The following is a 21,712-nucleotide window of genomic DNA, read 5'->3' as shown; positions in this document are numbered from 1 at the left end:
TATCCAACTTTTCATACGACATTCACGACTAACCACTTTGAGTTACTCTATTTTTTCAAAGAAGGCTTAATCAAAGGCGCTTTCTTTTCTTTCTTTACTTTCTCTTTTTCTTCTTCTTCTTCCTGCGGCATCTCTACTTGCTGCAAGCCACCGCGAGGAGTATCAGGAAAATCAGAAATCAAACGAGCAGGCGCTGCTTTTTTCGCCTCACCAGCGGCTTCATCTTTGGCTTGGTCGCGGGTCAATGAATCTACTACGATTGGCGTAGCCACAAACAATGAAGAATATGTACCCACGATTACCCCAATCAACATCGCAAAGGAGAATCCGCGAATTACCTCTCCCCCAAAAATGAATAATACAATCAACACAAACATTGTCGAAAGACCCGTTACAGCCGTACGGCTAAGGGTGCTGTTCAAGGCGTTGTTGATGATGGCCGGAATCGTTTCTTTCTTGCCTTTATTGTCTCTCAAATATTCACGAACCCGGTCAAAAACCACGACGGTATCGTTCATTGAATAACCCATAATGGTCAGAACCGCCCCAATAAATGCTTGGTCAACATCCAATGAGAAAGGCAGCAAACCGTTGAAGATAGAGAATACCGCCAAAATAACGAGGACGTCGTGGAACAAGGCCACAATAGCCCCCCAAACAAACGCAACCTTACGGAATCGAATAAAAATGTATATCGATACCACCAGCACCGCCAGCAAAATCGATTTTAAGGAAGTCATAATCAAGTCAAACGCAATCGTCGGACCTACTTTTTGTGAACTTTGAATGGTTGCCTTATTATTAGTCAACTTGCTTAATCCTTCGTTCAATTTGGCTTCGGCCTGCTTATCGGCATCTGGCGTGGTGGCATCGGCCAAAAAGCTGGTCGTTACTTTTACCTGCTCATTAGCTCCGATACCGATTCCCCCAAATGTTTTTACTTCAGGAGCAGCACCAAACACGCCCGTCAAAATCTCACGAACTTCAGAGGTTTCCACGCCTTTTTCAAAACGGACAACATAACTACGACCGCCTTTGAAGTCAACACCCAACCCAAATCCTTTGAAAATGACAGAGATAATTCCGAATCCGATAATGACCGAAGAAATAATATAATACACACGACGACGTGATACGAAGTCGAAGTTGGCATCTTTGAACAGGTTTTGCGACCATGAAGCGAAGAATTCAATCTTACGGCCTTTGCCAACCCACCATTCTAAAATCAAACGAGATACAAACAATGCCGCAAACAATGACGTCAGGATACCAATCACGAGGGTCGTGGCAAAACCTAAAATCAAGCCTGTACCCAAGAAGAAAAGGATAATACCCGTCAACAAAGTCGTTACGTTTGAGTCAAGAATAGAAGAAAGTGAGTTTTTGAAACCATCCGAAATCGCTAATTTCAATTCTTTACCCGCCGCTAATTCTTCCTTGATACGTTCAAACACCAACACGTTGGCATCCACCGCCATACCAATGGTCAATACGATACCCGCAATACCTGGCAGGGTAAGGATTGCTCCCAACGAAGCCATAATTCCCATTAAGAAAAACAGGTTGATAACCAACGCAACGTCGGCAATCATACCAGCCTTGTTGTAGTAGATGACCATGAAAATCAATACAACCAGCAAACCTACCAATGAAGAAATTACCCCTGCACTGACCGATTCTGAACCCAAAGTAGCTCCTACGATGGCCTCTTCCACGATAGTGGTCGGTGCGGGAAGCTTACCTGCTTTGAGCACGTTGGCCATGTCCTTGGTTTCATCAATGGTAAAGCTACCCGTGATGCTTGAGTTTCCGTTAGGAATTTCATTTTGTACGTTTGGTGCAGTGTATACAAATCCGTCCAAAATAATAGCTACCGGACGGCCAACGTTAGCAGCAGTCAGGTTTTTCCATTTACGGGCTCCTTCGGCGTTCATACGCATCGACACTTCCGGACGGCCGCGGTCGTCGTAATTGTTACCCGTTGCATCTACAATCACATCTCCTTCCAACGGAGCCTGTCCGTTAGCTTTCTTAATGAAATAGATTCCAACGATTTCGTTGCGTTTATCCGTTGTTTCAATTCCTTTGCGATCCCACATAATAACGGCGTCAGAAGGAAACATCGCCTTTACTTCTGTACGGGCCAAAAGCTCATTGGCACGGGCAGTATCTTTGGCATACACACCTAGTTGACCTTGAGAAATTGGCACAAACAAACTAGCAAGACCCGTTTGGTTAGCAGTTGTATCTTTTGAGGTAGAATCTGTTTTTGCACCTTTGGCCAACTGAGCTGCCAATCCGCCAGCTTTTGAAGTATCGGCAGCGGAAGTACCTTTTTCAGCGATTTTCTTTTCCAAATCCAGCTGGGTAAGATAAGCACCCAATGCATTAAGCGCAGGAGAAACTTCATCCAATGTATATACCTCACAGAATTCAAGCTTGGCTGAACCCGTCAAAAGGCGACGCACACGTTCGGGGTTATCTACGCCTGGCAACTCAATCAAAATACGGCCTGAACCTGGCAAACGTTGAATGTTAGGGTTGGCTACCCCAAATTTATCCACGCGTTGTTGAATGATTTGGAACGCACGGCTCGTAGCACCGTCCACTTCTTCTTTCAAAAACTTCGTTACTTCGCTGTCCGATGAGCTGTTGCTGATTTTTCCGCGATTGGTGCTATTAGAGAAAATTTGCGCCAAAGTTGCGCTTGGAGCCACCTTTTTGTAAGAACTTACAAACAAGTCTACATAATTAGACTGGCTCGATTTCTGCGCCTCAGTGGCCTGTTTGAGTGCTTCGTTAAATTGACTGTTGCGCGCATTTCCACCCGCTAGTCCTCTCAAAATATCGGTGGGAGCCACTTCTAGCACCACGTGCATACCTCCTTGTAAATCAAGACCTAATCCTAACTCACGTTGGGTAACTTCCTGATACGTACTGCCCAAATAAACGGGCTCGCGACGAAGTGAGTCGAGATAACGCTCTTTTTTCTTTTGGTCTACAAGACCATCTTTTCCCGTAGCGTAGGTTTCAGCATCTTTACGAATCCCGCGCGCTACAAACGTGAAGGACAGATAATAGATACTCAATACCGCAACAACTACGGTCAAAATCCAAATGCCAAGTCTGTTTTGCATTGTTTTATTGAAGTAAATAAATGATTGAAATAAATATTTGTGAAACGAGAGAGGGGTTTTATCCCCCTAAAAGGCCTTATGACATGCCTCAAAAAGAAAATACAATGTGCTTTCACAACTGCACACGGAATCGAAGTGACAAAATCACCGTCATTTTCGCCTCAACTAAGGCGCATTAATCGCAATAAAATGTCCGAATACATTTCGGAAGAAGGAGAAGAAGTAATAAAAGATGTCAAACCGCTTCGGAAGGGCATTGGTGCCAGGCAGTTCAATACTGAAAATAGTAGGTAAAAAATAAAAGGATTGCTCAAAATCAAACGAAACCGCGGGAGCCACGACTGCCACCAACGACATTTCCTGCACCACAGGCCGTTCTTGGTTGGCTTTTTTGCTTTTGGAAGTTTCTTCAGAAACAGGCTTTTTGACAGCGGCTTTGGGCAACAACAACGACTTACCTGCGGTAGCTGTTATTAATAGCAGCAGCGCCAAGGCAGCGGAAGTCAGTTGCGTAAAAAACCTGCGTTGTTTCATTTCTTTGGTTTAAGCACCGTTTCGACCCATAATGGTCTACGGTTTTAAAGGGCTCGCAAAGTTCGTACCATTTTTTTTGCAAAACAATAGTCCCTTCGTTTTAGATTATCAATTTTGTCTAGCTATTTCTCTGAAATATCATACAAACTCAAAATACACCCCTATTTTCATACAATCACCCTCGTTATTTTTTTTAAATGCGCACAAAAAACGCACGTACCGAGGCACTTTGTTGGCTATGTATGCCTTTATTGAATATTAATCCTTTGCTTTGAACCGACAATACGACATCAAAAATTTTCGTTTTACTGAAACATTGTTTTCGTTTGCGGTGTATAACGAGAACACATAAAAAAGAATGCTATGAATCTGATGAAGCCAATTACCTCCTTTATATTTTGTGTTTTTACTTTCACCTTTTTGTTTTCGTGCGCACGCCCCGTCACTACATCCGACGGTGGCTTAGGCATCCCCATCAAACTCGCCAAAGCAGATTACCCCATTGATGTATTTTACGAAAACCAACCTACCACCCGTCTTTATACCCCCATTGGTCCTGTCAAAGTTGAGAAGGAAGTCCCCCTGAGTGAGCGACAAACCAAGGAGGGGCGAATGCTTTTCAGAGGAAACGACGAAGATCAAAAACGGGCATTGCTTGACCAACTTATCTTGCAGGGTGTAGGCATGGGCGCCCACGCGCTCGTCAACGTTAAATATCAATACTATACCGCCAAAGATTATCAGGGTTTTGTCATGACAGGCACGGCGGTGAAGTACGGAAATCAGTAAGGGGTTGTGTTAAAGCTTTTCTGGGAGGGTTTTGAGAAACACGGCGGCGATCCATTCTGCTTCACCTCCGTGTTTCTCAAAACCAACCAAACGGTTACTAACAACCCCATTTATTTATATCATTTTTAATGCGCTTCTAGCCAGTTATTCCCCAGTCCAATCCCCGTATCCATTTTCACGGGAAGCGGAATAGCGTTGACCATTAATTCTTTTACGTGCTGGCTCAATAGCTCTACCTCGTCGCGGTGGGCATCAAACACCAATTCATCGTGTACCTGAAGAATCATCTTAGAGCGGAGTTTCTCTTTCTTCAGAAAATCGTGAATATTAATCATGGCCACTTTTATCATATCGGCCGCTGAGCCTTGGATGGGGGCATTGATAGCGTTTCGCTCGGCAAAACTCCGCGTTGTTTGGTTCTGAGAATCAATATCGGCCAAATACCGCCGGCGCCCCAGAATGGTTTCTACATATTTGTTTTCCCGGGCTTTGTTTATTGATAAATCCATGAATGTTTTTACGGCGGGGAATTCTTCAAAATAGGCACGGATAATTTCGCCAGCTTCACCACGCGGAATCCCCAACCGTTGAGCTAATCCAAATGCTGAGATACCGTAGATAATACCAAAATTGACCATTTTTGCCTTGCGTCGCATGTCAGAAGTAACGTCAGCAAGATCCACTTTAAATACCTTACTTGCGGTACTGGCATGAATGTCTAAGCCCTGATTAAACGCCTCCAACATGGTAGCATCCTGACTGAAAGCCGCCATAATTCGCAATTCGATTTGGGAATAATCGGCCGAAAGAATCACAAACTCGTCGCTATGCGGTACGAACGCTTTGCGAATTTCCCGCCCTCTGGGCGTTCTTATCGGAATATTTTGGAGGTTGGGATTGGTACTACTCAAACGCCCTGTAGCCGCTACAGCTTGATTAAAGGAGGTGTGAATCCGACCCGTTTTGGCATTAATCAATAATGGCAAGGCATCCACATAGGTAGACTTCAGTTTTTGTAACTCCCGATAATCCAGGATTTTACGCGCTATTTCGTGCTCCGCTTCCAAGTCCGACAGAATATCTTCGCCCGTAGCATATTGACCCGTTGCCGTTTTTTTAGGCTTTTTAATCAATTGCATTTTTTCAAACAACACCACGCCCAATTGCTTCGGCGAAGAAATATTGAACTCCTCTCCCGCCAATTGATAGATGTCTTTTTCTACCAATTTCATATCCGTCTCTAGCACACCCGACATTTCTTTTAGGGCGTTCATATCTACTTTAATACCTTCGCGTTCCATCCCTGCCAACACTGGTACCAGCCGCACTTCCACTCCTCTGAAAAGTTTATCCGCCTGATTTTCAATCAATATGGGATTCAGTTTTTCTTTCAATTGTAGCGTCACATCGGCATCTTCGGCGGCGTATTCCACCAACTTTTCGATGTCTACATCCCGCATCGTGAGCTGTTTCGGGCCTTTTTTACCAATCAATGCCTCAATCGAAACGGGCTCATAATTCAGGTACGAATTGGCCAAAATATCCATATTATGGCGCTTATCTGGTTCAATCAGGTAATGCGCCAGCATGGTATCATAAATGGGTCCCCGAATCTCAATGCCGTAGTTTTGGAGCACGAGCAAATCGTATTTAAGGTTTTGGGCGATTTTCTCAATCTTTTCATCTTCCAACACCGCCCTAAAATCTTCCACTACCTTTTGAGCTTCTTCGCGGTCAGCTGGAACGCTCACGTAAAACGCCTCTCCTTTTTGGTAGGCAAACGACATTCCTACCAATTCGGCATCAATGGCATCCAAGGAGTTGGTCTCGGTATCAAAGCAAAAAGCCTCTTGCAAACTCAGATAATGCGCCAACGACTGCCGCAACTCGGGGGTATCAACCAAATGATAGCGGTGGAGCGTATTGGCTACCGTACGGCGCTCCGAAGAAAATTCGGGCGTTTGAAACGGCAACTCGCTTTCAGAAGATACTGCTGGTTTGTGTTGAGCGTTGCTTTCGGGGGTAGGAGCACTTTCTCCAAACAAACTAAGTTGGCCTTTTTTATCAGCCGAAGAAGCCGCGGCCGACAAGTTTGTTGGTTTTACGTCGGCGGCATCTTCGCCCAGCATACTTTTACGCAACGTGCGAAACTCCAACTCATCCAGCAATGCCGACAGCATATCACGATCGGGTTCACACATGAGGAGGTCTTCTTCGTGAAATTCAATCGGTACATTTATATCAATGGTTGCCAAATGCTTTGACAAAATGGCTTTATCGGCACCTTCGATGACTTTTTCTTTGAGTTTTCCCGCTAGTTTGTGAGTATTGACCAACAGGTTTTCGATAGAGCCAAACTCTTCAATTAGTTTTTGAGCGGTCTTCTCTCCCACACCTGGAATCCCTGGAATATTATCCACCGCATCGCCCTGCAAACCCAGCATATCCACCACCTGACTAATATCTTTGACCCCCCAACGCGCACACACTTCGGCAGGCCCCATTATTTCAACGCCTTTGCCCATGATGGCGGGTTTATAAAGATAAATATGTTCCTCAACCAATTGACCGTAGTCTTTGTCGGGCGTCATCATAAACACCTCAAATCCTGAGCGAGCGGCCTTTTTGGCAAGCGTTCCCACCACATCATCTGCTTCATAGCCATCTACCTCCAACACAGGAATACACATAGCCTTCAGCAATCGTTTCACGTACGGAACCGCGATAGTAATGTCTTCGGGTTGCTGCTGCCGCTGGGCTTTGTAGGCCTCAAACTGTACATGACGAAATGTAGGCTTGGGCGTATCAAATGCTACCCCCAAGTGCGTTGGTTTTTCGTTTTTCAAAACTTCCCGCAAGGTGTTCACAAAACCAAATACGGCACTTGTATTCAACCCTTTAGAAGTAATTCTGGGAGTTTTAAGAAAGGCGAAGTGGGCACGATAAATCAGCGCAAAAGCATCTAAAAGAAACAGTTTTTTGTCGGGCTTCATGGGTCATTTAATGAGTAAATGATGCAAAGAAAGGAAAGTTTAACGGGATTTTTGATTTTTCTAACGAGTTGTTAAACTACCTATGGCGTTTGTGCGTTATTTTTATGCACTATCTGTACATTACGACTCGCATTCTGTAAAAGTAACATGGAAAATCCAATCCAAAATGATCGCCGCACCGTACGGTTGCCGATTTTATTGAGTATTACGTTAGCCGCTGGGGTATTTCTGGGGGCTACGTTTTTTGGGGGAAGCAAGGGAATCACTGACGTGGCCCGAGGCTATACCAAATTTAAAGAAGTGCTTCAACTGATTGACAATAACTACGTTGATACGGTCAACACCGACGAGTTGGTGGATTATTCTATCACTAAAATGCTCGAAAAGCTCGACCCGCACACCTATTATTTTAACCCCAAAGATGCCGTTGCGGCTCGTTCTCAGCTAGAAAGCGGGTTTGACGGAATCGGTATTGAGTTCAACTTGTACAAAGACACCGTTTATGTGGTTTCTCCACTCGTAGGCGGCCCTTCTGAAGCGGCGGGTATTCAAAGTGGCGATAAGATTTTGAAAGTCAATAACGAAGTCTTTACGGGAACTAAGGTTGATAATGCTTTTATTTTTTCTAAGCTGCGCGGACCACGCGGCAGCGAAGTTAAAATCGAGATTTTACGCAGAGGTGTTCCTAAACCATTGGCTTTTCAACTGAAACGAGACCGAATTCCCACTTATTCGGTAGACGCTTCCTATATGATTGATAAAGAAATAGGATATGTTAAAGTGACCCGTTTTTCTGAATCCACCTACGACGAGTTTAAAAACGCCATAAGCAGCCTCAAGAACCAGGGAATGAAAAAACTACTGTTGGATTTGAGAGGCAATCCAGGCGGCTACATGGACCGTGCCACCAACATGGTGGATGAATTGATTGCGGGCGACAAAATGATTGTTTATACCGACGGCAAAGATGACCGGTATGACCGCCAAACCCGCACCAAAAACGTGGGCATGTTTGAAAACGGAAGCGTGGTAGTCCTCATCGACGAAGGAAGTGCTTCGGCCTCTGAAATTGTGGCGGGGGCATTGCAGGACCACGACCGCGCCTTGATTGTGGGTCGACGCTCGTTTGGAAAAGGGTTGGTGCAAATGCCGGTCAATTTATCGGATGGCTCGGAGTTGCGTTTGACCATTTCCCGTTATTTCACCCCGAGTGGTCGCAGTATCCAAAAACCTTACACCCATGGGGATGTAGAAAGTTACGAAAAAGACATTAAAAATCGTTTTTCACACGGAGAACTTTTCGTGGCGGATAGTATCAAAAACAACCCCAAACTCCAGTTTCGTACGGATGCAGGGCGGGTCGTTTATGGCGGCGGCGGAATTACTCCTGATGTGTTTGTTCCCCGCGATACCAGCATGATGACGCCCTATTTGTACGAGTTGTTTGGCAAAAACATCGTTCGCGATTATGCCGTACGATACGTGGGCGAAAATAAAAAACAGTTGGAAAAACTTACTTTTGCCGACTACCTCAAAACCTTCACCCCAAGCGAGGCAGACATGGAGATTATTCTTCGCAATGCCAATAACGACGACATTAAGTTTAACGAGCAGCAATACAAACGCTCAAAGCCTTATATCCGTACTTATTTGAAAGCGATGATTGGTCGTTATGCCTACCAAAAACGCGATAAAGCGGGCTTAAATAATGAATTTTACCAAGTAATGTCCGACTTAGACGAAGGCTACAAAAAAGCAGTGACCCTTTTTGATGAAGCCGAAAAACTGTCGCGCATGAGTGTAAGCTTAAAAGACGGCAAAAAGTAAGTTTGCGAATCCTCAGGTTATTGTAGATTTTTGTTAGAAGTTCTCTAATAAAGTCTGCAATAACCTATTTTTTTGCCCATGCTCGCCAAATCTGTCAACTTTTCCCGCACAACCATTACGGAATTAATGATTCCTTCATACGCCAATTTCGGGGGTAAAATCCACGGAGGAATTTTGTTATCACTCATGGACAAAGTGGCTTATGTGTGCGCCTCCAAGCACGCAGGCACGTACGTAGTGACGGTGTCGGTCGAAGGCGTAAACTTTCTCCAACCCATCGAAGTCGGGCAATTGGTATCACTCCATGCTTCCATCAATTACGTAGGTCGTAGTTCGATGGTAGTGGGTATCAGGGTGATTGCGGAAGATGTTAGAACAGGGGTTCAGAAACATACCAATACCTCCTATTTTACCATGGTTGCCAAGGACGACGAAGGAAAGCCCACCGAAGTACCTCCGCTCAGCCTCGAAACCAAAGAAGATACGCGTCGGTTTCTGGAAGCCATCAAACGCAAAGAATTGAAAACCACCTACGCGGGTGAATTCGACAATGAGAAAACGCGGATGAAATTGGAGGAGAATTTGCATCTGCTCAAAAATGAGCGATGTATTGTTAACCACGAGGCTCAAAGTTCATAAACTCGCGCATCTCAATCTACAAAGGCCATTCCGAAGCTTTTTTGATTTTTTCTCGCCTATTTCTCTTTAGGCTAAAAACAAGAAACCCGTCGCTGATAACGACGGGTTTTCTTATGCTTAAAACGAGTTCTGTTTGATAAACTAACCAGAACCCAGCCTGTTTATTTTGCGTAGGCTACGGAGCGCATTTCACGGATTACCGTTACTTTGATTTGGCCCGGGTACTGCATTTCTTTCTCAATTTTTTGCGAAATATCAAACGAAAGCTTACCCGCGGTATCGTCATTGACGGTATCGGAATTGACAATAACGCGCAACTCACGCCCCGCTTGAATGGCATAACATTTATCAACGCCTGGGAAGTTGGTAGCTAACGCTTCCAAATCCTTCAAACGCTGAATATATGACTCCATCATCTCGCGACGAGCGCCTGGGCGCGACCCCGAAATAGCATCACACACCTGAATAATGGGCGACATCATACTCGTCATCTCAATTTCATCGTGGTGAGCACCGATGGCGTTGCATACTTCTGGATTCTCTTTGTATTTTTTCGCCAACTCCATCCCCAGAATTGCGTGCGGCAGCTCTGATTCTTCGGGCCATACTTTTCCAATATCGTGCAGTAACCCAGCACGTTTGGCGAGTTTGGCATTTAATCCCAACTCTGATGCCATCGTAGCACAAAGCCGCGCTACTTCGCGCGAGTGTTGGAGGAGGTTTTGGCCATACGACGAACGGAAGCGCATCCGTCCAATCATTTTTACCAATTCAGGGTGCAAACCATGAACCCCCAAATCGATGACGGTACGCTCGCCGATCTCGACAATTTCGTCGTCAATATTTTTCTTTGTTTTTGAAACAACTTCTTCAATACGCGCCGGGTGAATACGTCCATCCTGCACCAAACGGTGCAGCGACAAGCGGGCTATTTCGCGACGAACGGGGTCAAAACCTGAAATAACGATTGCTTCAGGAGTATCATCAACGATGATTTCACAACCAGTAGCCGCTTCCAGCGCCCGAATATTGCGTCCTTCCCGGCCAATGATTTTTCCTTTGACGTCATCGCTTTCAATGTTGAATACCGAAACGGTATTTTCGATGGCGTGCTCAGAAGCGGTGCGTTGAATGGTTTCGATAACGATTTTCTTGGCTTCTTTGGTAGCCGTTAATTTAGCCTCATCAATGGTATTTTTAATGTATGCCGAAGCTTGCGACTGGGCATCGGCCTGAAGGGCTTCCACCAATTGCTGCTTGGCCTGCTCGGCGGTCAGATTGGCGATTCGCTCCAATTGTTCGACTTGTGAGCGATGCATTTTTTCGGCTTCATCACGGCGTTTTGTAGCCACCTCGGTTTGTTGTTCGAGGTTTTTCTTAAGAGCTTCCAACTCGTTCTCACGACGTTTGTTTTGTTCCGTCATTTGGTTGAGTTGCTGCTCACGTTGCTTGATTTTCTGCTCGTTTTGAAGAATAATCTGCTTCTTTTTATTTGTGTCGTCTTCAAACTCTGATTTCAACCTCAAATATTTTTCTTTTGCTTCAAGAATGCGGTCTTTCTTAATATTTTCGGCGGTAATTTCCGCATTTTTAAGGATTTCGGCGGCGCGCTGTTGGGCGTCTTCTTCGGTTTTCTTGGTTGTCTTTTTAATAACGAAGTAGACAATTACTGCACCCACAACCGCCGAAACGGCAGCGTCGAGTAAAAACAATAATATATCGGGCATCTGTGTCTGTGTTTATAGGTTCAACATATATTCCCTAAACGCAGCCTTGAGTGTACCGAACCTATCCCTTTTTGAACGTATTGGAAGAGACCAAAAGGATTAGTTTTGGCCCGATGGATTGAAGTGTCTTTGTAGGTAGTCTAAGTGTTTAAATACTGTTGACTGTATGACTTCTAAATCGTTATCTCCTTTTAGGCGAGCTACCATCGAGTCAAGGCAAACCATTGCCAAAACCTTCTGAATATCCCCTTCTTTTTTCATTCGAAGTTCTACCTGTGCATCAACTTTCTTGGCTGCTTCTCTCATAAAAGACTCATCTTCGTCTGAGTCAGCCCAGACTTCGTAAGATTTATCGGCAATCTTTACTCTTACGATTCGCCTTTTTTTTATGGTTTCCATTGCGTCTGGGTCACAACGTGTGTAACAAATTGATGGTTTCTTCTACGTATCGAATGTATTCGTCCAATTTGGTGTTCAGTTCCGTAATCGCGTCTACGTTTTTCGGGTTTTTTACAATTATAGACAATTGTTTGAAATTATTTAACTTTTCTTTCAAAGAAAGTTCTTTTTCTCGCAATTGTTTATTTTCCGTTTTTAAGATTTTAATTTCTTGGCGTTCAAATTTTAACTCTTCGTTTTGTTTGTCATAACGCTTTTGAAGGACTTCAAAGCGTGATTTTAGCTCGCTATGCGCCGCCTTTTCGTGGGCGTAAGCCGCTTGCAACGCACTGACACTTCTTTCCACAAACAGAAATTGAAAATTCAGCTCATCTAAAAGTCTATCGTCTTCGAAGGTTACAAGTTTCATGCCGAGTTATGTTATCCTGTAAAACTTCAACCTTGGACATTAAAAACGAACACTCTTCTAACGTCCAAGGTCATCCATCTGGTATTTGTTATTTACGTATTACTGCATTTAAGTCTTTTTCAAAGGCCATCATTAATTTTTGCATGGTTTTGTCAATGACTTTGTCGGTCAGGGTTTGGGTCTCATCCTGAAGCGTGAAGCTTACCGAATACGACTTTTTATCTGCTCCGATATTTTCTCCTTCATATACGTCAAACACGTTGATGTTGGTCAACAACTCTCGCTCATATTTATGGGCTGTCTGACGAATTTGTTCAAAAGTGACGGCTTTATCCAACACCAACGACAAATCACGACGTACTTCTGGAAACTTAGAAACTTCCGTAAAACGCACCTTATCGTTGTATTGTTTCAACAAATAGGCCCAATCAAAATCGGCGTAAAAAACAGGTTGTTTGATATCGGCGATTTTGGTCAGCTTCGCTTTTACCTGTCCAAAACTAACGACGGGCTTCTTTTTAATGGTATAAGACAGGCCATACTCAAAAATTGTTTTGTCTTGAATTTCCTGCTTCTCTACCTGCGCCACCCGAAAGGCATTCAAAACCAAATGTACCATCCCTGCCAAGTCGTGAAAAGCCAGTTTTTGGTCTTTGGCCAACCAGCTTTCGGCCCGTTGATGCCCCGCCATCAATAAAACCAAGTGCGAAAGTTCCTTGTATTTCGATTCGAGCGGCGTTCCGCCAATCTTATGATACGTTTTTCCAAATTCACATATTCTTAAATCACGCTGACGGCGGTTCAGGTTATAAGCCAATGACTCCAATCCCGAAAACAACATCGTCTGCCGCATCACCGAGAGGTCTTCGCTCAAAGGGTTGAGCATTACCACATCTTCTCCAGGCAAACTCGCCCGAACTGCGTCGTTGTACATGGGTTTTGTCAACGAATTTGACATGGTTTCGTTAAATCCATTGGCGGCTAAAAGGTTAGCAATGCGCAATTTCTGTTTGTCAGGGTCGACAATTGGGAAGCCCGACAGGAAATCAGTGGCTAAGTTTTCGGAAAGCTCTATGTTGTCGAATCCATAAATCCGCAGGATTTCTTCAATGACGTCCGCTTCGCGCGTCACATCCACGCGATAAGGGGCCACAGAAGCCAAAAACCCTTCGGGTGTTTCGTCTTGAATTTCGATGTCGAGGCTGGTTAAGATCTGCTTAATCAGCGCGCGGTCTAGTACTTTGCCAATGAGTCTATCGACATTTTTGTACTTAACTTTCACTTCATGATTGGGAATCGGATTGGGATAAATATCCACAATTTCCGACGATACTTGTCCGCCAGCTACCTCCTGAATCAACAACGCCGCACGCTTGAGTGCATAGACGGGCATATTGGGGTCGGTTCCGCGCTCGAAGCGGAAAGAGGCGTCGGTTTTCAGGCCGTGAAAAGTACCCGTCTTGCGAATTGAAGCGGGAGAAAAATAAGCAGCTTCCAGAAAAATATCCGTCGTTTGCTCCGAAACACCTGACTTAGTGCCGCCAAAAACGCCCCCGATACACATGGGTTCTTCGGCGTTACAAATCATCAAATCTCGGTCTGACAGCTTGCGCTCTACGCCGTCAAGGGTCACGAAAGGCGTACCAGCAGGAAGCGTTTTTACGATTACTTTGTTGCCGATGATTTTGGCCGCATCAAAAGCGTGCAACGGTTGGCCGAGTTCGTGGCAAATGTAGTTGGTGATATCCACTACGTTGTTAATCGGCCGCACACCTACCGCCTGCAATTTTTCTTTCAACCAATCGGGCGACTCAGTTACGGTCAAGCCCGAAATCGTCAGCCCTGCATAACGCGGACAGGCTTCGGAGTTTTCAACACTTACTTCGATAGGCGAGGTTGTAGTTGAAACGGTAAAGTTTTCAACTGCGGGCATTTTCAGTTCTCGGTTCAGCACCGCTTTCAAGTCGCGAGCCACGCCGAGGTGAGAGGCCGCATCGGCGCGGTTGGGCGTCAGCCCGATTTCAATGACGTAATCGGGCAACAAGCCGAAGTATTCCGCCGCCGACGTGCCATTGGGTAAATCAGTATCCAATACCATGATGCCCGCGTGTGATGTACCCAAGCCGATTTCGTCTTCAGCACAAATCATTCCTTCGGAAGGGTGGCCATACACTTTGCGCTTCGCAATGGTAAAAGGCTCCCCGTCAGTCGGATGAATCGTGGCTCCCACAGTGGCTACGACTACTTTCTGCCCAACAGCTACGTTGGCCGCCCCACACACGATATTGGATGGCACATCCGCGCCAATATCTACCGTAGTAAGGTGCAATGTTTTTTCTTTGACGGTAAAAGGTTCGCACGTAAGCACCTTTCCAATCACGATGCCCTCCAATCCTCCTTCCACGCGTTGGACCGGGTCGATGCCTTCCACTTCGAGACCCGTGGCGGTCAACAATTTACCGACTTCTTCGGCAGACTCCTGAATATCAATTAGTTCTTTAAGCCAGTTATAGGAAATTTTCATTGAGAATTTGTTAATCGTTATACTAGTCTGCCGTTATCGGGCAACGTTTTTCAACCAACGTCCAACCAATAACCAGCAACTTTTGCCCAAAGGCACCGCAAAATTAGGGGATTTTAGGGAAAAGCATTGAAATACTACGCTTCCAATGGAGGTAAGTTTTTCCAAATCCAGAAGATCTTCAGGACAGCGGTCTCATTCTTCAACTTTACTCATGCTTCTCATAAATCTTCTCTCCCGCTTCCACCCGTACGGGCAAGTTATTCTCTTTGGGCGGAATGGGGCAGGCGTAAGTAGGGTTGTAAGCGCAGTAGGGATTATAGGCGACGTTGAAGTCGAGGGTGAGTTTGCCGTCGGTTATATCGTCGGTTTTAAAATCTAAATAACGCCCGCCGCCATAGGTTTCCTGCGGGGCTGTGGCATCGCGAAACAGAATAGAAAGGCCTTTCTCATGTTTATAAATGAGCAGGCGATACACGTTCAGCTCGGCCGCCTTGCTTGCATCAGGCAATGTAAATTCCGCAAAACCGTATTTTTCGTAGGTGGTGGTGCTGCCGTCGGTCATGGGTACGGCTACTTGCTTATCTTGAGCGTGGTAAGGGATAATAGTAGCCACCACTTTGTAGGCAGGGTTGGGTGCGAAATAATTAAGACCTTTAAAAGCCGCTTTGTCGCCAATCGGAGAGGTATCGGAATCTTGGTAAAACTTATCTTTTTCTTTGCGGTCTTTCTCCAACTGCGCCACATAGTCGGCGTCCGAAACCGTTGTTTCTTCCCCAAAAAAAGTATAGCCAATCACCCCGATGATAACGATGGCAATCAGCAATTGTAAAAATTTATTTTTCAACATAGCTTTCCAGATTTAGTGCTAAAAGTGAAGGGGTTAGAAGTTAAGTCAATACCTAACACCTAACCCCTTTACGCTTACATTTATGATTATAGAATTGCTTTTTCCAAGGTAGTTTTTACGCTAGTGTTCATCATTTCCGCCAAATACTCCGTCACGGTTTCGGCAAAACCAGGGAGCTTGGTCAAATCGGTATCCCAAAGTTTGGTATTGCTCAATACCGCTTGCACAAATGCAGGTACGGTTTCGACCGTCACGCCCTGCCATTGCTCGTAGAAATACGCCGCTTGTTCGTCATTGATAACGTAAAACTCCTCCCCACGTTGACCGAAATAATGCTCATTTTGTTGCTTAACAGCCCGCATAAACAGCAAATAGGCAGCAAAGCCAATCGTAAACAACTTAGGCGCTTTATTGAATTGTTGATAATAACGACGAATGGTGGCTACATTGCGCGCGTTCATTTTCGACGATTGCTGAAGCGTAATCCCGATGAGTTTTTGCTGAATAAATGGGTTACGGTAACGATTCAGAATATCCCCCGCAAATACTTTCAGCTCGTCCATTTGCTCCTCAAACGGCAGCGTCGGGACTATTTCGTCGTAGATAATCTTTTCGTAATATTTCGACATAGCGGGGTCGTTCATGCACTGAAACGTGATGTCAAACCCGCTTAAATAACCCAAAGGAGCCGCCGCGCTGTGGCTTCCGTTCAGAATACGTAATTTGCGTTCGCGGTAATAAGAAATATCTTCGTCGACAATGACATTTTCGCTGATTTGCTCAAAAGAAAGGGCTTTCTTCACGCGCTCATCTCCTTCAATCGCCCACAACAGATAAGGCTCAGCTACCGTCAAAAGCGCATCTTCATAGCCGATTTTCTCTTGCAACGCCGCAAGTGTGGCCGCGTCGGGCTTACCTGGCACAATCCTGTCTACCAACGAGTTACAGAACTTAACATGGTATTTAAGCCATTTATTAAACAGCTTGCCTAACTCATTATATACGGAAATTTTTTCTACGCACTCACGGAGTTTGAGGCCGTTATCGGTAATCAATTCAGTAGGAACTACCACCAACCCCTTGTCCTTTTTGCCTCCGTAAGTACGAAAACGCTCATACAAAAACGCGGTCAACTTGGCAGGAAATGATTGCGGCGGGCTCTGGAAAATGCTCTCCTCTACGTACTGAATGCCTACCTCAGTAGTATTTGAAATAATCACTTCCAAATGCGGATTGCGCGCCACCTGTAGGATGCTCTGCCAACTGTCCTGCGCCGAAATGACCCGGCTGATAGACGTAACGGCCGTGGCCTCGTCGATGGTTTGGCCTTCATTGTCCACCCCACGTACGCAAACCGTATAGAGGCCATCCTGCTCGGCAAAATCATCGGCCGAACCTGCAGTAGATTTTACCACTACAATTCGTCCATTGAAAATATGTTGCTTGTTTGCTTTATCAATCAGGTAGTCGCAAAGCCCTCTCAGAAGCACTCCTGTTCCAAATTGTAATACTTTTACGGGCAAATCAAAGGTATATTGAGTTTCGCTATCAATGACTTGTTTAGATAATTTCGGCATAGCTAATGGTATATTTAACAGTTTGGCAGGTCAAAAATGTTTGTATTGGCAAACCTAATAAATTTTGCGCAAAACTTATCTTTGTAGCGACCAAAGCCGTCAAAACTCTAATAGATTTTATTCATTCCGTGGATTTTAGGCCATCTAGTCCAGTCTAAATTTCGTAGAATCGAACCGCTAAAATCATTCTTATGAACAATTACATCCTTTATGACGATGCCGCCGTCCGTCCGCATCTGTTGCCGTTTACTTTCACGCGTCCCGTGTCAGAAATCCGCTGCGGCATCCTGACATTGACCGAAAAGTGGGCGCATTTTCTTCATGCCCAACCCTCTTTTTTGACCGAGCCTTATCTTCAGCATAAATTCCCGTTTGTTGCCACCAACGATAATATTTTCCTCAACGGTGCCGTCTGCGCAACTGATTCAGTCGCAACGGCCGTTGGCCAATTAAAAGCGGGGGAAGCATTGATTGCCCTCGCAAACGACCAAGTCATTGCCTACCGTTCACCGTTTGAAGTAGTAAACCCCGTGAGTGAGTTGAAAACAGTTCGTTTTTCCGAACCTATTGTTACCATTAAACGTCTTTGGGATATTTATGGCGAAAACGGTCCACAAATCAAAGCAGATTTTGTGGCTCTTACCCAAGGCAGAGTCAGTGAGCCCTTGGCAGACCCTTTTACGCACGTCTACGCCCCAGAAAATGTATTTTTGGAAGAAGGAGCCAGCGTACGAGCTTCCATTCTGAATGCCGAAAATGGTCCGATTTACATCGGAAAGAATGCGACCGTCAACGAAGGCAGCGTTATTATGGGGCCGTTTGCGTTGGGCGAGGGCTCTACCGTCAATTGGGGCGCTAAAATGCGCATGAATACTAGCGTTGGGCCGCATTGCAAAATTGGCGGCGAGGTCAGCAACTCGGTACTTTTTGGTTTCAGCAACAAAGGTCACGACGGTTTTTTGGGGAATTCTGTTTTGGGAGAGTGGTGTAACTTAGGGGCGAATTGCAACAATTCCAACCTCAAAAATGATTATACCAACGTGAAGCTTTACAGCTACGCCACCGAAACCTTGGAAGACACAAACCGTCTGTTTTGTGGCCTCTTTATGGGCGATTTTACCAAAGCGGGCATCAGTACTTTGTTTAATACGGGTACGGTGGTGGGCGTGAACACCAACGTTTTCGGCGCAGGCTTTCAACCCAAGCATATTACGTCTTTTTCGTGGGGCGGCGCGGCCGAAGGCTTCACGGAATACCGAATCGAAAAGGCCCTCAAAGTAGCTTATGAGACCGTTAGCCGACGGGGCGAAGCCTTCGGAGAAATAGAGGAAGAGATTTTAAAGCACGTGTTTGAGCTAAGTCGAGGCAACAATCAGAAGTAAGGAGCGAGGAATGCCAAGTGAGCATGGGCAATTATTAATTTTGTACATCCAAAAGTCAAAGCAATGATCAAGCGAAATAAAGTAACTTTGTCACTCTGTATGAATCTACTTCTGCATCGTATCTTTCTGCGGGAAATCGTTTTTTTTCGACCACGCCTCCAACGTCTTTTATTATTGCTTTGGCTCATCGTCTTCAGCGCATTGTTCATTCCTTCGTCATACGCCCAAACCGACACCCTAACGGTGCGTGGAAAAATAGAAAATCTCACGGTAAGGCTGTACCGTCAGGCCCCCGAGATCACGGTGGCACGGGTAAATATCTTACAGGCGAACCGAGAAATTGTGCGGGTCGCTCAACTCCAACCCGACGGCAGCTTTGAGCTAAAGATGCCGTTGGTTTATCCGTTGGAAGAATGTTATCTGACCTACGCCAACCTAGTGATGCCTTTTTTGGGGGAAAACGGAACGGTAAAAGTCACGATCAATGGTGATTCACTGACGCGGAGTGACGTACCTCTGCGTTTTGAAGGCGTTCATGCCGCCACCAATAACCTACATGCCCAATTTTATGTTGACTTTAACAAATGGCTCAAAGCCAATCCCGAAAAACCTATTAAAGCCGCCAGCACACTGCTCTTTTGGGAAAAATCTGCGTCGGAACGCCAACGTAAGCTGGACTTTTATCGCTCCTATGCCAAAGGCAAAGATGCCTTACTGGACCAATGGGTAACTTCATCGCTGAATGAAGCGGCCAAAGCAAAATTATATAATTATCTGATCCAACAGCAGGAAATACTACCGTTGGCTTTGTCTGCAACGGCCGAATTGGACACCAATCGCTTTTTTACGTTTGCCAAAGCCGACAGTTACCGACAATTTACCAATTACGCCTTGACAACCACGCCCGATCTTCCCGAGTCGTCGCTTCCTGTCAATACACTAGCCCGTTTGATTTTACAATACGTTCCTGATATTTCACCCGACGACAGCTTAAAATTGGCGAGATATGCGCAGGGCGAAACAGCCAAAATGCGGGAGTTGAAATGGTTGAGCAACCTCTTTAACCGAAAAGAGGATACACTCAGACGGATCGCAGCCTACGAATTGTTCATTCGTAAATTCGGTACAGCCCATTCTGCCAATAAACTGGATTACCTGAAGGCGGCGTTTTATGCAGAAAACATCAACAACGTTACCTTAAAGAACCTGACGCTGTGGTATGATCACCTTCGACCTTCGCTCAAAAATTCTTTTTATGTCCGCTCATTGGATGAACTTCACCACATTGAGAACCTTGATTCAGCGGTGATTCGTAACGCCAAATCAAAAATAGAGACAGCAACGGTCGATGACCCGTTGGAAGTCAAGTCGGGCGTATTTCTGGCTAAATACAGTGAATTTACAAGTGCTATTACTATTTGGGAGCAAATCAAGAAAAAATATTTAGGGAGAAATATCTACCTGATTTTTTGGACCAATGACGATGTAGGGCGTGCTGCTTTAGAGGAAGCAAGAGCGTTGCGAGAGCGATTACCCGAAAACAAAATAGCCTTTGTCTATCTATGTGAGCATCAAACTACTAATGAGCTTTGGATTCAGTCGGTGATAAAAAACAAAAGTAGAGGTTTACATATCAAACTAAGCGAAACTCAAGATGTCAATTTTGTAACAGAATGGGAAATTGACAGCGTGCCTCACTGTGCACTTCTTGACGCCAAAGGCAAATATATCCGTCGCAATGCGCCCCTGCCCGCCGACCGTGAAGGCTGGAATAAAATTTGGAATAAGGTTTTTAACTGATCTTACTTGGCAAAACGCGCGTTGAGCATCGGGTATATAATCACCGACAGCAATATCACCACCGAGCCAGCATAAAAACCCGCCGTCATGCGCTCATTGAGGATAAAATACGCCAGTGCCATGCCGTAGACCGGCTCCAGATTGATGGTTAGATTGAGCGTAAAAGGAGAGACTTTTCGCAATAAATGCACGCTTGCCGAATACGCGTACACCGTACAAACGAAAGCCAAAATACCTAGCCAGAGCCAATCCGTTGATTGCGGAATCATTTCCTCGTCAGTCAGCCCGCTCGTAAAAGCCACGCCCGCCAAACCTATCAACATGGCCATAGTGGCGCCGTTCATTTCATAAAAGGTAATCAGAAGCGCATTGTGTCGGCGCGCAAAACGGCTGTTGGCAATGGTAAAAAGAGCCGCCAAAAACGCCGAAACCAGCGCTAAACCCAAGCCTAACGATTGGTCTACCTCAAACCGAAAAATGAGGTAAAGCCCTACAATCACCAGCAAGCTCAGCAAAATTTCCAGCGGCCGCACCCGCCGCCGCGCAAACAACGGCTCCAACAATGAAGTAAAAAGCGACGTAGTAGACATTCCCGCCAAACACACCGACGCACTCGATACGTGCGCTGAGCCAAAGAACGTCAGCCAATGCAGCCCCATGATAGCCCCCACCCCGAGCATGGCCCAACGATCGTTGGCTGGTACGCGCTTCCATTCTTTCCAAAGCCACAGCACCACGGCCAAACCAACGGCCGCCAATAAGGTTCGAAAAAACGTGAGACTAATACGCGAAAGTTGCGGATTAATCAGTTTCCCCAAAATGGCCGTAAAGCCCCAGATAAGTACTAAAAAATGCAAATGCAGGTAATCGACAAAAGTGGGTTTGTGCAGCGGAGAATTCATACGGGAGATTGATTACGAAAAAGCAAAAATAGGGATTTTGTGTTGACATTACCTTAGCTTTTGCGAAGAAGGCAAGAAGCAAAAAACACACAAAATATGTCTTTTAAGTCGGCATTTTTTGTAACGAAAACAAAAAATATCTAATTCGCGAAACATCTGACAATTGGCCATGGTTGTGTCATTTCACGGTCAAATAGTTAGGTTTCACCCTTATTTGGCTACTTTT

The 21,712-nt window shown here is 45.3% G+C and carries 15 protein-coding genes; 5 read left to right on the top strand and 10 right to left on the bottom strand.

From position 1 onward, the window contains the following. Nucleotides 1-47 precede the first annotated feature (47 nt). Both secDF and GVN20_RS11685 read right to left on the bottom strand, forming a co-directional pair. Complete coding sequence (gene secDF / locus GVN20_RS11690; protein ID WP_166558492.1) at nt 48-3,137, bottom strand: protein translocase subunit SecDF; 3,090 nt, start codon at nt 3,135-3,137, stop codon at nt 48-50. A gap of 165 nt (nt 3,138-3,302) precedes the next feature. Next, on the bottom strand, nt 3,303-3,671 hold the full coding sequence (locus tag GVN20_RS11685) for a hypothetical protein (RefSeq protein WP_166558491.1): 369 nt from the start codon (nt 3,669-3,671) through the stop codon (nt 3,303-3,305). A 372-nt stretch (nt 3,672-4,043) separates the two neighbouring features. On the opposite strand from GVN20_RS11685, the gene GVN20_RS11680 reads away from it, so the two are divergent. After that, a complete protein-coding gene (locus GVN20_RS11680) occupies nt 4,044-4,460 on the top strand; it encodes a hypothetical protein (protein WP_166558490.1) in 417 nt (138 codons plus the stop codon). A gap of 125 nt (nt 4,461-4,585) precedes the next feature. Here GVN20_RS11680 and polA read toward each other — a convergent pair whose 3' ends face one another. Then, nucleotides 4,586-7,453 (bottom strand): DNA polymerase I, encoded by a 2,868-nt coding sequence (gene polA / locus GVN20_RS11675; protein ID WP_166558489.1) that lies wholly within the window; start codon nt 7,451-7,453, stop codon nt 4,586-4,588. A gap of 147 nt (nt 7,454-7,600) precedes the next feature. On the opposite strand from polA, the gene GVN20_RS11670 reads away from it, so the two are divergent. Further along, entirely contained in the window at nt 7,601-9,280 is a 1,680-nt protein-coding gene (locus GVN20_RS11670; protein WP_166558488.1) for a S41 family peptidase, read from the top strand. Between the two features lie 78 nt (nt 9,281-9,358). After that, a complete protein-coding gene (locus GVN20_RS11665; protein WP_166558487.1) occupies nt 9,359-9,919 on the top strand; it encodes an acyl-CoA thioesterase in 561 nt (186 codons plus the stop codon). Nucleotides 9,920-10,080: 161 nt separating this feature from the next. Here the strand turns inward: GVN20_RS11665 and rny are convergent, their stop codons facing one another. From rny to GVN20_RS11635, 6 genes are all read right to left on the bottom strand, one after another. Next, nucleotides 10,081-11,646, bottom strand: a complete 1,566-nt coding sequence (rny, locus tag GVN20_RS11660) for a ribonuclease Y (RefSeq protein ID WP_114461637.1) — start codon at nt 11,644-11,646, stop codon at nt 10,081-10,083. A gap of 99 nt (nt 11,647-11,745) precedes the next feature. Beyond that, on the bottom strand, nt 11,746-12,045 hold the full coding sequence (gene zapA, locus GVN20_RS11655) for a cell division protein ZapA (RefSeq protein ID WP_114461638.1): 300 nt from the start codon (nt 12,043-12,045) through the stop codon (nt 11,746-11,748). A 10-nt stretch (nt 12,046-12,055) separates the two neighbouring features. Further along, nucleotides 12,056-12,454: a hypothetical protein gene (locus GVN20_RS11650; protein ID WP_114068474.1), complete on the bottom strand. Its 399-nt coding sequence runs from the start codon at nt 12,452-12,454 to the stop codon at nt 12,056-12,058. A gap of 88 nt (nt 12,455-12,542) precedes the next feature. Further along, nucleotides 12,543-14,978: a phenylalanine--tRNA ligase subunit beta gene (pheT, locus tag GVN20_RS11645; RefSeq protein WP_166558486.1), complete on the bottom strand. Its 2,436-nt coding sequence runs from the start codon at nt 14,976-14,978 to the stop codon at nt 12,543-12,545. Nucleotides 14,979-15,183: 205 nt separating this feature from the next. After that, nucleotides 15,184-15,825, bottom strand: a complete 642-nt coding sequence (locus GVN20_RS11640; RefSeq protein WP_166558485.1) for a DUF1684 domain-containing protein — start codon at nt 15,823-15,825, stop codon at nt 15,184-15,186. Nucleotides 15,826-15,911: 86 nt separating this feature from the next. Then, entirely contained in the window at nt 15,912-17,402 is a 1,491-nt protein-coding gene (locus tag GVN20_RS11635) for a tagaturonate reductase (RefSeq protein ID WP_166558484.1), read from the bottom strand. A 191-nt stretch (nt 17,403-17,593) separates the two neighbouring features. On the opposite strand from GVN20_RS11635, the gene GVN20_RS11630 reads away from it, so the two are divergent. Continuing rightward, a complete protein-coding gene (locus GVN20_RS11630; RefSeq protein ID WP_166558483.1) occupies nt 17,594-18,784 on the top strand; it encodes a putative sugar nucleotidyl transferase in 1,191 nt (396 codons plus the stop codon). 99 nt (nt 18,785-18,883) lie between these two features. Beyond that, the gene (locus GVN20_RS11625) at nt 18,884-20,584 is read left to right on the top strand and encodes a DUF4369 domain-containing protein (RefSeq protein WP_166558482.1); all 1,701 of its coding nucleotides are present in this window, start codon (nt 18,884-18,886) and stop codon (nt 20,582-20,584) included. Nucleotides 20,585-20,586: 2 nt separating this feature from the next. Here GVN20_RS11625 and GVN20_RS11620 read toward each other — a convergent pair whose 3' ends face one another. Continuing rightward, entirely contained in the window at nt 20,587-21,486 is a 900-nt protein-coding gene (locus GVN20_RS11620) for a DMT family transporter (protein WP_166558481.1), read from the bottom strand. Nucleotides 21,487-21,712: the final 226 nt, after the last annotated feature.

This window comes from Runella sp. CRIBMP (genome assembly GCF_009905605.1).
Lineage (GTDB): Bacteria > Bacteroidota > Bacteroidia > Cytophagales > Spirosomataceae > Runella.
The sequence above is the reverse complement of the archived record's forward strand: the minus strand, read 5'-3'. Positions and strand labels throughout refer to the sequence as shown.